The sequence below is a fragment of the Amphritea sp. genome, assembly GCF_048266285.1.
In the GTDB taxonomy this organism is placed as follows: Bacteria; Pseudomonadota; Gammaproteobacteria; order Pseudomonadales; family Balneatricaceae; genus Amphritea.
In genome coordinates, this window is sequence record NZ_JBLWZV010000009.1 from 53069 (window position 1) to 67872 (window position 14804).

Below are 14804 nucleotides of genomic sequence, written 5' to 3' on the forward strand. Positions count from 1 at the left end.
TAATCGTCTCTGGCTCTAAGTTTAATTGACTCTAAGCTTCACTGGCTCATAGACATCGGCAAATAGGTAACGATCTGCGGGAACAGATAGATCAATACCACCGCGAACATGATCAGCAGAAAAAACGGCAGTGCCGCACGAGCGACATATAAAATATTCTTACCGGTTAATGCCTGAATAACGAACAGATTGAAACCGACCGGCGGGGTGATTTGCGACATTTCAACCACCAACACGATGTAGATACCAAACCAAAGCAGATCAATACCGGCCTGCTGAACCATTGGCAACACCACCGCCACCGTTAACACCACCACCGAGATACCATCGAGAAAGCAACCCAGAGCAACAAACAGCACCGTCAAATAGATCAACAGCATGCCCGGTGACAACGACATATGCCCAATCCATTCGGCCAAAGCTCGAGGGATACCGAGAAAACCCATCGCCAATGTGAGGAAGTGCGCCCCGGCGAGAATCATCCCAATCATGCAGGAGCTCTTAACCGCGCCAGTCAAACTCGCCCCAAAGCTTTGTGCATTTAATGAACCGGTTACAGCCGCTAAAAAGAGTGCACCAATAACCCCTAACGCCGCCGCTTCAGTTGGGGTGGTAAAACCACCGTATATTGACCCCAGTACAAAGCCAATCAGACACAAAATAGGCAGCAGTAAACGCAGCGCTTTAATCTTTGCCGCCAGTGAAACATGGGTTTTATCATGCGGTGGCAGTTCGTTTTTATTCAGCAACGCCCAAATTACCGTATAGCCCATAAATAGCGTGACCAACAATAATCCCGGCAACGCACCGGCAATAAACAAACGACCAATGGAAACTTCCGCGGCCACACCGTAAACAATCAAAATTATCGACGGAGGAATCAATAGCCCTAAGGTGCCCGACCCCGCCAAGGTGCCGACCGCCATACGGTCGCTATAGCCCTGTGCCTTTAATTCCGGCAGCGTCATGCGGCCGATGGTCGCCGCTGTCGCCGCCGATGAACCAGACACCGCGGCAAAAATGCCACAGCTGAGCACATTAACGTGTAGCAGCTTACCAGGAAGACCGCTTAACCAAGGCGATAGACCTTTGAACAGATCCTCCGACAGTCGGGTGCGAAACAGTATCTCGCCCATCCAAATAAACAGCGGTAGTGCCGTCAATGACCACGAGGTACTGGCGCCCCAAGTAGAGGTCGCAAATAACAGGCCGATCTGATCATTGCCCGATAAAAACAGCCCTAGGATGCCCACCCCGAATAACGCCAGTGAGACCCAAAAACCCAACGCCAGCATAACCAACATAAACACAGCAAGCGTGATGCCTATCACGGTGATATCCATTACACATCCTCCAGTTGCAGTTCATTTTCCTGTACTTGGTAGGACGGGTTTTGACACCTTAATAAGGCGATAACATCATCCACAATCGCGATATTCAACATCAAGATTCCCAACGCAACAGGCACCTGAGGTAACCAGATAGGTACCGATACATAACCGGACGACACCTCTTCAAAAATGTAGGATTCCCACACCATATGAACCGCATAGAAAGACATAAAACTCACCAGCGTCAGCGCCAATAGCAGCACTAACAGTTCCTGATAATATCGGCTCCCTTTGCGCCAGTTCTGAATCACCAACGTCACTCGGATATGCCCCCCTTCACGGAAGGTATAGGCCAAGCCAAAGAAGGTAGCGGCGGCCAGTGCATAGCCTGAAAAATCCTCGGCTGACGGCACAATAAAGCCAAATAACCGAGCGACAATTTGGGCGGTGATAATCAGCGTAATCAGGACAATGCAGCCTCCCGATAGATACCCGGATGCCAGATAAAGCTTGTTCAGTAGAGAACGCATAGTACTCCCCTATTGCCTGGAAGCCCTGCCAGTATGACAGGGCTTATTGGTCGCAAAATTACTGTTTGAAATTAGCCAAAATAGTTTCGATTTCAGGCGCTTCGGCTTGCCACTCCTCGATCATGGTTGCACCGATCTTATTCAACTCGCTCATTAACTCGGCAGAAGGTTCAGTCACAACAATACCGTTGTCGGCTAGGGTTTTCGTGTCTTCTTTCGCTTTCTCCCGCACACCGACCCAGCCTTTCGCTTCGGCATTCGCCGCCGCAGCTAAAATGACCGCTTGGGTATCTTTATTGAGACGTTTAAACGCACGCTTATTTACCACCACGATGTTCTTTGGAATCCAAGCACGAATATCGGTGTAGTGGCTAAGATAATCCCATGCTTGACCATTCACGCCGGTAGACGGTGAGGTGATCATCGCGTCGATAATGCCGGTACTGAAGGCTTGTGGAATTTCCGGCACCTGAACGGTAGTCGGTGAAGTATTCATCAGATCAGCCAAGCGCGAGGTCGACGGGCTATAGGCGCGCATTTTTGAACCTTCAAGGTCGGCTAATGAGTTGACCGGGGCTTTGGTATAGAGGCTCTGAGCAGGCCATGCCACCGTATACAGCAGCATCATGCCCTCTTTGTTCAGTTGCTTTTCAACTTCAGGCTTAGCCGCTTTCCAGAGTTTTTCAGCGCTATCGAAAGAGGTCGCCAGAAACGGAATATTATCGTGCTTAAACACCGGATGGGTATTACCCATGATGCCAATAAAGACTTCGCCAAGCTGTACCTGACCGGTTTTGACCGCGCGTGGGATTTCTGGGTGTTTGATCAACGAAGCACCGGAATGCACTACAATATCTAACTCACCCCCGGTCTTATTTTTGATCTCTTCAGCAAATTGATAGGCAATCTTTGTCGGCAAGTTTGCATCCCCATAGGGGGTTGGCATATGCCATTGAGATGCGGCTGAGGCCATACTGGCTGAACCCAACATCACGACAGAGGCACAGAGTACAGCGGCTCGCTTAATTACATATTTCATTTTTATTCTCCAAGTACAGGTTAGCTTGCGATAGCAGTGGCATTAACGACCATTAACTAACACTGACTAAAGCAACAGCTATACCAAACAGATAAAAATAAAATAAATAGTTAAAATACAATTAGTTAGATAAACCTAAAACAAGCCAAACAAACACTAATGAGTTACTTTTGACTCAACTAATTTAAAGCCAATGAGTCACTTTTGACTCAATCGCTGATAAAGTCGCTTCGCTCGATAGCGTGTTTCTTCATACGTAGATAGAGCTTCTTCCGTGGGATACCCAGTTTATCGGCGGTTAGCTCCACTTGCCCCTTGTTGGCTTTTAATGCCGCCGTAATTACCTGCTTTTCATAGCAGGCAACCATCTCATCCAACTGACCATCGCTGTCGATAGGGGCCGGTTCATTGTCATCAACAATCCCCAGACCCAAGACCCAGCGTTCCGCCACATTACGCAGTTCACGCACATTCCCCGGCCAAGTCCGCGAAGCGAGCGCTAACAGAAGGGATTCCGGTATCGGCTGACTATCGCGATTAAAACGTTGAGATGCCAGATCGGCAAAATGACTGAACAAAAAGGGAATGTCCTGCTTGCGCTGATCGAGGCTGGGAATATCAATACTGGCAACATTTAAACGGTAATACAGATCTTCTCGAAAAGAGCCTTCATCTGCCGCCACCCGTAGGTCAACCTTCGAGGCGCCGAGCACCCGGATATCCACCTTAATATCCGCATTCCCTCCCAATCGTTGCAGCACTCGCTCTTGCAGCACCCGGATTAAACGCACCTGCAACGAAGCCGGCATACTTTCAATCTCATCGAGAAACAGGGTTCCACCGCTGGCATACTCGATTTTACCAATACGTTTGTTATTCGCCCCGGTAAAAGCGCCGGCTTCATGGCCAAACAACTCACTCTCTATCAGCGTTTCCGCCAGCGCACCGCAGTTAAGCGCAACAAATGGCTTATTGGCTCGCGGGCTGAAGTCATGCAAACAGCGGGCGACCACCTCCTTACCGGTACCCGTCGCACCATTGATGATCAGGTCAACATCCACCTGAGCCAGCTGTATAACGGTTTCCCGCAGCCGCGTGATGCTAGCGGTCTGACCAATTAAGCGATTATGAATTTCATGCTGGCCTTCAACCACTTGCCGTAAAGCACGGTTTTCCAACACCAGCTGGCGTTTCTTCCAAGCACGCTGAACAGTATTCAGATGGTGTTGGGGGTCGTCATTCTTTTCCAGAAAATCATAAGCCCCCATTCTAATGGCCTGAATCGCAATAGCGATATCCGAATGGCCACTAAACATGATGACCGGTATTTCGGCATCCACGTCGATTATTCTCTGCAATACCTCAAGCCCACCCATGCTCCCCATCCGCACATCGCAGATCACCACACCGGACCAGCCTAACGAACATTCAGCGATAGCCTCCAAAGGGTTTTCGAAAGCTTGGGCGTTATAGCCCTCTAGCTGCAGCGTCTGAATCATCGATTCACGGACGATCTCTTCATCATCGATAACGATTATCTGGCCATCATAGGTCGATGAGGTCATGACTTACTTCTCCGATATTCGGGTAACTGGATAGAAAATGAGGCACCTTGACGGGGTTCAAGATCGACGCTCAACTTGCCACCAAAACTATTAATGATGTTATAGGAGATCGATAACCCGAGCCCAAGACTCTGCCCCCGACGTTTGGTGGTAAAAAACGGCTCAAAGATCTGCTCCCGCAGCTCACGACTAATACCCGGGCCATTATCACTGACATGGATGGTTAACCAATCATTATGATGCCGACAATCAATATTGATCTGCTTCTCCGGTTGCTCATGTATGGCATCCAAAGCGTTCGTAACCAAGTTCAAAACCACCTGCTCCAACTGGATCGGGTCGGCATTGACCCAGTTTTGCTGGGCTTCAAAGGTAACGTGGATATCGGTTAGCTTTCTGACCTCATCCCCTGCCAACATCAGCAACACATTATCCACCACCTGTTGCAGTTCAACCGCCACCAGATTCTCTTTTTGTGGTCGAGCTAATGACTTCAGCCGGGTAATAATGATCGCCGCACGTTTCTTTAGGTTAGAGATCTGATTGAGGTTTTTCTCGACCTCCTCCAGCTTGCCAGCGTGAAGAAAACGAATGCCGTTGTGGGAGTAATGCCCAATGGCAGATAACGGCTGATTAATCTCATGGGCAATACCCGCCGAGAGCTGACCAAGGGCGGCTAATTTACCCGCCTGAACCAACTCTTCTTGCAGATTAGAGAGCTGATCCCTAAAGCTAACGAGCGAGCCCGCCATTGTGCCAATCTCATCGCCCCCTTTAACAACCACCTGCTGATCAAGATTACCACTCGCAATTGAACGCATACTGGCATCTAAACTGGTGATTCTGGCCACCATATTTCGGCCAACGTATAACCAAACAATCAAAATAGATAACATTAAGCTCATGGCCACCAACAGCAGCATCCACACGCGCCCCTTCTTGATCGTTGCTCGCACATTATTAGCCGAGCTCTGCGCCGCGGCTTCGGTATTCGCGGTCTGCACCGCAATCAGCTGATTTAAATCATCCAGTTCTTGACTGATCGCTAGCAACAACTGTTCACCAGCCTGCCCCGTCAGTCGCTCTTCACGCCTGATGGTGAAAATATTCCCCTCTCCCTGAGCCAACCGCACAATATTGTCCACCGACTGTTTTAGATTTTGCAGCGCATACAGTTCATTCACGGCCTGCAAATCTTGCTGGATGCGTTTAACAATATCGGCGGAATGCAACTGGGTCGCGATCAGGGAATTAAGGTCTGGCAAGTGCCCAGCGCGATCAACTAAGTTAGTCAGCAAATTGACGTCCGCCTCAATACGGTACAAACGTTGCAAATCAGTATTGATCTCTCGCACCGACGCGTTACCAAAATAGTTTGTTACCGCCCAGCCATCGGGATAATTCTCATTAATACGACTAAACAGGTGCAGCTGCGCATTTTCAGTGACCGTTTTGATATCCGCTAGGAAACTCGCACCTGCCCATCGAAGACGCTGATTTTCCTTTGCTTTGTGCTGCTGTATGGCGAGATTATTGACAACATTCTGATCGAGTTCTGACAGGGTCATCTGCAGCTTTGTTATCTGTTTCAGCAAAGAGCCTTGCCGTTGCGGGTCGGGCGTCACCGCAGCAATCAACGGTAACAAGCCCTTCATCATGGTGATATTGAGATCAAGATCCGCCAAGATTTGTTGACGGCTCACTTCATCCTCTACCGCCAGCAGGGTCGGCGCCATAAGGGTTATTTTGGTGCCGCCCTCCTTTAAATCAGAGATCAGACTGAGGGTCTGGATATTGCCTTCAACCAAACGGCTCAGTTCATCCCCTAAACGGTCAAAGGAGATCCAACTAATAATCGTTGCCAACAGGGTCAGCGCACTCAAGGCACCAAAGGCTAAGAAAAAACGTCCTCGAATACCTAACTTATAACCACTTTTCATAAAAAGGACGCCATAATAAAACGATACTGAATAATAGCTATTTCAGCGGTTAATTAAAAATCCACCTCACCTGCCTAAGACAGTAGGTTATACTCAACCCTTATCATAATAGGCTAGGCGACATGACGCATCGAGCGCCCCCTGTGTATAAAAAACGGCAGATATGAAAACCATTAAACACTACATAGCGGTACTGTTAATCGGCCTAGTCATCAGCGGCATCAGCCGTTTAAGTGTGGCTAACGATACCATCATTATCAAAGCCGTGGGTACTTGGAGCTATTTCCATAACTACCCAAAACATGAAGGGCCTTTTTGGAATCAACATATTGCCGAAGTGTCCGAGGGACAAATTGTTGGTGAGATAAAGCCGCAGGATGAACTCGGTGTACGGGGCTTCGAGATCATGCGTCTGCTAAAGAATGGCGTGTTCGATTTCGCCTTTGGTTTGCCCGCTTACACCATGGAAGAAAGTGAAATATTCGAAGGCGCCGATCTCTCCTCACTGGTGCAGAATATAGCCATCCAACGAAAAGTAGCGAATGCTTACTTCCCGACGTTAGAGCGGGCGTTTTCCGAGAAATACAATGCTAAGTTAATGATGCTCTATCCGTTTCCAAGCCAGATGATCTGGTGTACGGAGCCGGTCAACAACATTAAGGATCTGCAAGGGCGGCGCATCAGAGTCTTCTTAAAAACCCTTGCTGACTTCGTTGACGGAGCCGGCGCGATTCCGGTTAGTGTGCCCTATCATGATGTACCTGAAGCACTGGCCAAGCACAAAATCGATTGCGTCATCACCGGCAGCATGTCCGCTTATACTGCCAAACTGTATTCACAAACACCCTATGGTTTTACCCTCAGAGTCGGCTGGGGACTGGCATTCGGAGCCATGAACTTGGATAAGTGGAACCGCTTAAGTCCCCCTCAAAAAGCGTTACTGCAACAGGAGGTTGCCACCCTCACGGACAACATGTGGCAGGAAACCGCGACCGTCGATGACAGCGCGCTGACCTGTTTATCGAGCGGGCCTTGCCCGATCGGCGACATTGGTAATATGACGCTCGTTGCTCCTTCCGAAACAGATCTCGCCATTCGTGACCAGATTGCCAAAGACGTTATCTTACCCCGCTGGACGCAGCGCTGTGGCCCCGAATGTGCCGCTAACTGGAACCGCACGGTCGGCAAGGTTATCGGCTTAAGGGCTGAGATTAATGTTCGGTGAGCCGGTTGAATAGATCACCTCTAAGCCAGCGTTTTTATGAACTGTGCAACCAAAAACCGTTGGGGCTACGCCTGCTGACAGCGATTTTGCTTTACAGCTCCGTCATTACGCTGATTGCCACCGCCACCCAACTGTGGCTCGATTATCGCTATGAACGATCGGCCATCGAGGAACGCTTACAACAGATTGAAGCCAGTTCACTTAACAGCCTCGCCAACAGCCTATGGGAGATAAGCCCGACTCAGATTCAGGTGCAATTAGATGGTATCTTGCAGTTGCCCGATGTCCGTTATCTGGAACTCAAATCCCAGTTTGGTGATCAATATACCGCCGGTAATAAACCCCATGTCGGCGCAACCGTCGAACGGCATTACGTCCTAAACTACACCGATAGCAGCAACGAAGCGGTTAACGTGGGCGATCTGACCCTCATCGTCAGTCTTGATGAAGTGTACCGCCGCCTCGCGGATAAAGTGCTACTGATTCTCGCCTCCCAAGGCATCAAGACCTTTCTGGTATCGATCTTTATTCTGGCCCTGTTTAATCAGTTGGTTACCCGCCACCTCAGTACCATGGCGCAGTACGCCCAACGGCTCAAACTCGATCAACTAAATACCCCGCTGGTGCTGAAACGTAAACCACGCCAGCGTGAAGACGAACTGAGCCAGGTCGCCAATTCGATGAACAGCATGCGTCAAGCCATGCTGATTGATATGGGCAAACGGGAGGATGCAGAACGTTCACTGGCCCGCTTAAACGCCGAACTGGAACAGCGTGTACTTGATCGCACCCAAGCGTTAGAACAGAGTAACGAAGAGCTGCGCGCGACACTGGAAAAATTACAAGAAGCCCAGCAGCAACTGGTCGAATCGAAAAAGTTGGCGGCATTAGGTGGTTTAGTCGCCGGGGTCGCCCATGAGATTAATACACCGATTGGCATCGGCTACACCGCCGCCTCCTTTCTTGCCGATCAAGCACAACTGTATCAACAGCAGCATCAAGATAATCCGCTCGCTCAAACGGCGGTCGAAAGTAGTCAATTGATCTGCCAAAATCTAGAACGTGCCGCTCAACTCATCCGTTCATTCAAGCAAGTATCGGTCGATCAGGCCAGCGAGCAACGCCGCCGCTTTGACTTGATTCAATACCTTGATGAAATCCAGCACTCATTGAGACCCAAATTGAAGCAGTCTAACCCTGAGATTAGTGTACAGGGCCCCTCGCTGCTGATGCTCAACAGTTATCCAGGCAGTTACTACCAGATTTTTACCAACCTGATACTTAACTCTTTATTACACGGTTTTGATAACCAAACCGGCGGCAAAATATCGATCACCATCACCCCTTATGCCGAGCGGATGATCATTGAATATCGAGATAATGGTGCGGGAATTCCTGACGGCTGGCATACGCGACTTTTTGAGCCCTTTATGACCACCAAACGCAACCAAGGCTGCAGCGGCTTAGGTATGCATATTGTGTATAACTTAGTCAGCCAGCTACTTCAGGGCCATATACGCAGTCTGCCCGATAACAACGGGGCTCACTTCCAGATAGACCTACCCCTCACTCCGGACCAAACAGTCTTTAACCAACCGCAGAACAAAATTGTAGGCGAACACACGTAACACATAAGTTGACGTCAGCAACGAAATAAACAAACTCAACTCGCGCAGAAATAGCCAGTGGTCAGCGCCACTGACATTGCTCCGACAATGCCGGCAATTGTTCAATCAGACGTTCAAGAGGAAACTCAATCGGCGGCCAACTTGTATGGATACAATGATCTTCTATAGCGCCTTTAAGCTGGGTAGTCGACCAGGCAGGCCATTCTGGATTTTGCATCGTTAAAACACTGAGAGCATCGGCAAATTGAACGATCGTTAGCAACTGCTTAAACGCCACCGATACTGTTTTAAAAGCCCACAGATCATAGTGCTGATGAAACCGTAGCATATTAGTGAGCGTGCGCGGCAGATTCCAACGCTGGGCAACCCGATAGCCCATATCAGCATGATTAAAACCGTAGTGTTGTTGTTCCAGCTCGGACTGTTCATCCGCTGTATTCCAACTCAGAGTATCCCTGCTTTCACCCGCATTCAAGGATATATGCAGGAGTACAAAATGACCGATATCATGGATTAAGCCAGCCATATAGGCCAGATCACTGCTAACATTGAATGCACTGATATTCTCAGCCAAAAAACGGCTGTAGACGGCCACTTCAATCGAGTGACGCCAGTTGAACTGCTCATCCGGCATAATGATATCGGGATCGATAAGGCTCAGCTTATCGATCAGCTTGAGGGTATTGAATACACCGATGCGCTCAAGGGCTTTTTCGATATTATAAACCGGCTTGAGCGGCCCACAGGGAACTGTATGGGCGGCACACAGAATTTTAGTCGCCAATAGAGGATCATGTTCAGCCAGCTCAGCAATCTTAGGATAAAAATCAACCGACTCCTGACTCAACTGCTTTAGTTGAGTCGCGACGCGGGGTAATAAAGGCAGTGTATTAATACACTGATCAATAAACTCAGGGCTAAATGCTGTCGTTTGTTGCTCCTGCACAATGCCTGCCTCCACGCCATAGACACTGTTATTATAGTTATTACTCACCTATCGTCCGTTTATTCGGCATCATTCAGCATAAACTCAAGCCCTTAGACCATCGTGGCATCCGGCAGAATTAAACCGTGATTATGCAAAACCTCCTCGCCAAACCATGCCAGATTGTCATGCAACTGCACTACTTCACCGACAATAATCAACGCGGGCGCCGGCAGTTTCGCCTGTGCCTGTAGCTCCGGCAAACTACTTAAGGTACCGGTTAACACTTGCTGATCCGCACGAGTGCCGTTGGAGATAATCGCCGCCGGCGTCTCTGGCGGTTTACCATGGGCGATTAACTGCTGAAACAGTGAGGGCAACGTGTGCAGCCCCATATAAAATACGATGGTTTGGTTGGGATGCACGAGCTCGTCAAAATTCAGATCGGAGGTGCGGTTTTTCAACTGGCCCGTTACCAATCGAACAGACTGTGCATAGTTGCGATGTGTCAGTGGAATACCCGCATAGGTTGAACAGGCACTGGCGGCGGTAATCCCCGGCACCACTTGAAACGGAATATTATGCTGTTTGAGTGTTTCGAGCTCTTCCCCTCCGCGACCAAAGATAAAAGGATCACCCCCCTTCAAGCGCAGCACCCGGCGCCCCTGCAGAGCATGTTTAACGAGTAGCTCGTTAATATCATCCTGGGGAACGGCGTGGTTATCACGTCGCTTACCAACAAAGATACGGTCGGCATCTCGACGACACAGATCGACAATGGCGGGCGATACTAACTGATCATAGAGCACCACATCCGCCTGTTGCATCAGCCGGAGCGCTTTAAACGTCAGTAATTCAGGATCACCCGGGCCACCACCGACCAGATAAACTTCACCGACCTGATGATCAGGATCAGCCGTCTCTAGTGCAGATTCTAACAACGCTCGGGCCTCTTTATCACGCCCGGCAAACACCTTTTCGGCCACCTGGCCTTGCAAGATTTTTTCCCAAAAGATGCGACGACGATCGACATGACTAAAGGTCTCTTTCACCTGCTGGCGGAACTGCCCCACCAACTTACCCAACCGGCTATAGCCTTGCGGAATCCAGGTTTCCAACTTAGCCCGCAACAAGCGAGCCAACACCGGCGACTCGCCGCCAGAAGAGATACCAATCACGATGGGCGAGCGATCAACGATCGCGGGGAAAATAAAGGTACACAGCGGCTGATTATCAACAACATTAACCGGAATATGCCGTTCAACCGCATCAAAATGAACCCGCTCGTTAAGCTGATCATCATCGGTCGCGGCAATCACCAGATAAGCATCGGTCAATAAACCGCTGTGATATTCCCCAACAATAACCTGACCATTGTGCTGCTCAATCAGCTCAACCAGCTCCGGCTCGACCCGATGCGCCACTACAATCACTCGCGCACCGGCCCGAGTTAACAGACTCGCCTTGCGCAGCGCCACTTGGCCACCCCCAACTAACAGAGCTGTCCGGTCGTTCAGCTTAAAAAATAACGGCAAATAGTCCAATGTGTCGTCCTCAGCAAGCGCGGTAAAATAACCTGATATAAAGATATTAAGGAAATACTGCTATCTAAAATAGCATACAAAAAAGCGATGCAGAAAAGAGCCCGCTAATAGCGGGCTCTTTTAAGTGATACAGGTTGAATTTACTTAGGGAGAAAATCCATAATATTGACCGGTTTAGCCTCAACAGAGTGATCCACCGGGGTGCCAGGGTGTAAGCCACACTCCCGGGTTTCAGGGTTCTCCCACCACCAGCGTCCGGCGCGAACATCTTCGCCCTCGGCAACCGCTCGGGTACAGGGGGCACAACCGATACTCGGATAATGCTGATCGTGCAACGCGTTATAAGGCACTTTATTGGCTCGAATATAGGCCCAGATCTCTTTCTCAGTCCAATCCGCTAAGGGGTTAAACTTATCGATGCCGTTGCCTTCATCAAACTCTTTAAAACCGATCTCATCACGGGTCACTGATTGCTCGCGACGCAGGCCGGTGATCCAAGCCTCTCGATTAGCCAGTGCCCGCTTCAACGGTTTAATCTTACGGACAAAACAGCAGCCTTTACGCATCGCCTGACTTTCATAGAAAGCATTGACGCCGTTAGTCTGCACATACTCTTCGACATCGGCCGCGTCAGGATAGTAAACCTGCACCTTCAGATTACCGTAAAGCGCCTGCACATCGGTGAGCAACTTCAGTGTTTCTTCCGGCAAACGACCGGTATCGAGCACAAACATACCAATTTGTGGCGTATGTTTACTAATCAGATCAGTAATCACCACATCTTCCGCGCCAAGGCTGTTGGCAAACACAAGACCGGTATCTGAATACTCCGCCGCGGCCTGCTGTAGTACCGCAATGGTATGGGCAACTTTAGCGTCCAGTTCTGCGGTTAATAACTCACTCATGACTGATATCCTAGTCTGTTACTGGCGGAAAATAGGCCGCTCATCATCGGCACTGCCCTGATAATGGACTGGAATCTCGCCAAATGCGTTGAGAATATCATCGCTGTAGCGATCAGCCGGGATAGCAAAAGCATCGAAGCCACAACGCTGCATATGATCGAGACGATCACGACTGACATCACCTTCGGCACGGATCTGTCCGGTGAAGCCTGCACGACGCAATATCCGCGCAAAACTAAAACCCCGACCATCGGTAAAGGCCGGAAACTCAATCGCCACCAAAGACAAAGCAGTCAGGTGTTGCAACAGTAGATCAAGATCTTGATCACCGTTAATACGCACACCGAGTTTTCCCTTCGCGTTAAGCAATGAGTCGAGGTGCTGTGCAAACAGCTCATAGGGAACAACAATATCTTCGTTGATATGAGCCGTCAGATTATCTTCGTCAACCAGTAACCAGCTGTCTTCAACAACCGCTCGATTAATTAACAGTGGCATAAACTCTCTCCTTAAACGGTGCAACACCTATACGTCGTACGGTCTCGATAAAACGCTCTTCTTCTAGGCGATTTTCTACATACACTTGCAGGATCTTTTCAACAGTATCGGCAACCTCAGCTTGAGGTACTGATTTACCAATAATCTTACCCAGTGAAGCATCTTCGCGAGATGAACCACCGAGGGTGATCTGATAATAATCTTCACCGCCTTTATCAACCCCGAGAATACCAATATGTGCCACGTGGTGATGGGCGCAGGCATTGATACAACCGGACATATTCAGTTTGATATCGCCGATATCATAAAGGTAATCGAGATCATCAAACTTTGCATTGATCTGCTCAGCCACACCCAGTGTGTGGGCATTCGCGAGTGAACAGAAGTCAAAGCCTGGGCAGACGATCATATCGGTCAGGGTGCCAATGTTGGCGCGTGCCAAATTCAGATCACGTAATGACTGCCAGAGGGTGTACAGATCACCGGCGGCCACATGGGCGAAGACTAGGTTCTGATCGTGGGTACTGCGAATCTCACCAAAGTTAAAGGTATCGGCTAGATCTGCCACCGCATCCAACTGCACATCGGTGATATCACCTGGCGGTTTCAGATGAGGTTTTAGCGAAATAACCACCGCCCGATAACCAGCGATCTTATGTTCGCGGGTATTACGTTCATACCAAGCACGGAATTCAAGATTATCGGCGAGTTGATTTTCCAGCACAGACAACCCATCGACCGCATCAACCGCATAAGGATGAGGCTCAAAATAGCCTTTAATTTTGGTGATGTAATCATCGGTCAGCGCTAGCTCGGTTTCGCGAATGATGTCCCATTCTGCTTCAACACGCTTGCTAAACTCTTCAATACCTAACGCATTGACTAAAATTTTGATACGCGCTTTATATTTGTTATCCCGACGACCATTAAGGTTATAAACCCGCAAAATCGCTTCGAGATAGGTCAATAGATCTCGCTTGGGCAAAAACTCACGGATCCGTTTACCAATCACCGGGGTACGGCCAAGGCCGCCACCGACTAACACTTCAAATCCCACTTCACCGTCAGCATTTTTAATCAAATGCAGGCCTATGTCGTGAACCTGAGATGCCGCCCGATCTTCAGGGCCACCGGTCACAGCGATTTTGAACTTACGCGGCAGGTAAGCAAACTCAGGGTGGAAAGTAGTCCACTGACGGATAATTTCACACCAAGGACGTGGATCTTCAATCTCTTCCGGAACAATCCCGGCAAAGTGATCAGTGGTGGTGTTACGTAAACAGTTACCACTGGTTTGGATCGCGTGCATCTGCACTTCAGCCAATTCAGCCAGAATATCCGGCACCTCTTCCAGCTTCGGCCAGTTCAACTGAACATTGGTCCGTGTGGTAAAGTGGGCGTAATTTTTATCATACTTACGGGTGATATCTGCCAGTTTACGCAGCTGTACAGAGTTCATCAGGCCATATGGCACAGCAATCCGCAGCATCGGCGCTTGGCGCTGAATATAGAGGCCATTCATCAGGCGCAGGCCACGGAATTCCTCATCGGGAATTTCACCAGCCAAGAAACGGCGGGTCTGATCGCGGTATTGCTCAACCCGCGCATTGATCAGAGTCTGATCCTGTTCGTTATATTGATACATGTCTATTACCGCCGGCTAGCCGGCCCTCA

At 49.4% G+C, this 14804-nt stretch carries 12 protein-coding genes; 2 read left to right on the forward strand and 10 right to left on the reverse strand.

Annotated features, from left to right (window positions below):
- Nucleotides 1-38: 38 nt before the first annotated feature.
- From ACN0T0_RS11750 to ACN0T0_RS11770, 5 genes are all read right to left on the reverse strand, one after another.
- Nucleotides 39-1343 (reverse strand): TRAP transporter large permease, encoded by a 1305-nt coding sequence (locus ACN0T0_RS11750; RefSeq protein WP_417226287.1) that lies wholly within the window; start codon nucleotides 1341-1343, stop codon nucleotides 39-41.
- Nucleotides 1343-1861, reverse strand: coding sequence for a TRAP transporter small permease (locus ACN0T0_RS11755; protein ID WP_417226289.1), 519 nt, complete (start codon nucleotides 1859-1861; stop codon nucleotides 1343-1345). Before ACN0T0_RS11755 ends, ACN0T0_RS11750 begins: the two co-directional genes overlap by 1 nt.
- A 58-nt stretch (nucleotides 1862-1919) precedes the next feature.
- On the reverse strand, nucleotides 1920-2900 hold the full coding sequence (locus ACN0T0_RS11760) for a TRAP transporter substrate-binding protein (RefSeq protein WP_417226291.1): 981 nt from the start codon (nucleotides 2898-2900) through the stop codon (nucleotides 1920-1922).
- Nucleotides 2901-3109: 209 nt separating this feature from the next.
- Entirely contained in the window at nucleotides 3110-4465 is a 1356-nt protein-coding gene (locus ACN0T0_RS11765) for a sigma-54-dependent transcriptional regulator (RefSeq protein WP_417226293.1), read from the reverse strand.
- Complete coding sequence (locus ACN0T0_RS11770; protein ID WP_417226295.1) at nucleotides 4462-6405, reverse strand: ATP-binding protein; 1944 nt, start codon at nucleotides 6403-6405, stop codon at nucleotides 4462-4464. The genes ACN0T0_RS11765 and ACN0T0_RS11770 overlap by 4 nt, the downstream gene beginning before the upstream one ends.
- 163 nt (nucleotides 6406-6568) lie before the next feature.
- Between ACN0T0_RS11770 and ACN0T0_RS11775 the strand changes: the two genes are divergently transcribed.
- Both ACN0T0_RS11775 and ACN0T0_RS11780 read left to right on the forward strand, forming a co-directional pair.
- Nucleotides 6569-7630: a TRAP transporter substrate-binding protein gene (locus tag ACN0T0_RS11775; RefSeq protein WP_417226297.1), complete on the forward strand. Its 1062-nt coding sequence runs from the start codon at nucleotides 6569-6571 to the stop codon at nucleotides 7628-7630.
- Nucleotides 7631-7635: 5 nt separating this feature from the next.
- Complete coding sequence (locus ACN0T0_RS11780; protein ID WP_417226299.1) at nucleotides 7636-9258, forward strand: ATP-binding protein; 1623 nt, start codon at nucleotides 7636-7638, stop codon at nucleotides 9256-9258.
- Nucleotides 9259-9319: 61 nt separating this feature from the next.
- On the opposite strand, the gene ACN0T0_RS11785 is transcribed toward ACN0T0_RS11780, so the two are convergent.
- The 5 genes from ACN0T0_RS11785 to ACN0T0_RS11805 all read right to left on the reverse strand — a co-directional run bounded on the left by ACN0T0_RS11785 (nucleotide 9320) and on the right by ACN0T0_RS11805 (nucleotide 14775).
- Nucleotides 9320-10252, reverse strand: a complete 933-nt coding sequence (locus tag ACN0T0_RS11785) for an HDOD domain-containing protein (protein WP_417226301.1) — start codon at nucleotides 10250-10252, stop codon at nucleotides 9320-9322.
- A 44-nt stretch (nucleotides 10253-10296) separates the two neighbouring features.
- Nucleotides 10297-11727, reverse strand: coding sequence for a siroheme synthase CysG (gene cysG / locus ACN0T0_RS11790; RefSeq protein ID WP_417226303.1), 1431 nt, complete (start codon nucleotides 11725-11727; stop codon nucleotides 10297-10299).
- Between the two features lie 140 nt (nucleotides 11728-11867).
- Nucleotides 11868-12632, reverse strand: a complete 765-nt coding sequence (locus ACN0T0_RS11795) for a phosphoadenylyl-sulfate reductase (protein ID WP_417226305.1) — start codon at nucleotides 12630-12632, stop codon at nucleotides 11868-11870.
- Nucleotides 12633-12650: 18 nt separating this feature from the next.
- Complete coding sequence (locus ACN0T0_RS11800) at nucleotides 12651-13130, reverse strand: DUF934 domain-containing protein (RefSeq protein WP_417226307.1); 480 nt, start codon at nucleotides 13128-13130, stop codon at nucleotides 12651-12653.
- Nucleotides 13114-14775, reverse strand: coding sequence for a nitrite/sulfite reductase (locus ACN0T0_RS11805; RefSeq protein WP_417226309.1), 1662 nt, complete (start codon nucleotides 14773-14775; stop codon nucleotides 13114-13116). Before ACN0T0_RS11805 ends, ACN0T0_RS11800 begins: the two co-directional genes overlap by 17 nt.
- Nucleotides 14776-14804: the final 29 nt, after the last annotated feature.

Coding starts and splice junctions, on each gene's coding strand:
- ACN0T0_RS11770 (WP_417226295.1), bottom strand. CDS start 6,405: ATGAAAAGTGGTTATAAGTTAGGTATTCGAGGACGTTTTTTCTTAGCC.
- ACN0T0_RS11755 (WP_417226289.1), bottom strand. CDS start 1,861: ATGCGTTCTCTACTGAACAAGCTTTATCTGGCATCCGGGTATCTATCG.
- ACN0T0_RS11750 (WP_417226287.1), bottom strand. CDS start 1,343: ATGGATATCACCGTGATAGGCATCACGCTTGCTGTGTTTATGTTGGTT.
- ACN0T0_RS11775 (WP_417226297.1), top strand. CDS start 6,569: ATGAAAACCATTAAACACTACATAGCGGTACTGTTAATCGGCCTAGTC.
- ACN0T0_RS11760 (WP_417226291.1), bottom strand. CDS start 2,900: ATGAAATATGTAATTAAGCGAGCCGCTGTACTCTGTGCCTCTGTCGTG.
- ACN0T0_RS11800 (WP_417226307.1), bottom strand. CDS start 13,130: ATGCCACTGTTAATTAATCGAGCGGTTGTTGAAGACAGCTGGTTACTG.
- ACN0T0_RS11795 (WP_417226305.1), bottom strand. CDS start 12,632: ATGAGTGAGTTATTAACCGCAGAACTGGACGCTAAAGTTGCCCATACC.
- ACN0T0_RS11805 (WP_417226309.1), bottom strand. CDS start 14,775: ATGTATCAATATAACGAACAGGATCAGACTCTGATCAATGCGCGGGTT.
- ACN0T0_RS11765 (WP_417226293.1), bottom strand. CDS start 4,465: ATGACCTCATCGACCTATGATGGCCAGATAATCGTTATCGATGATGAA.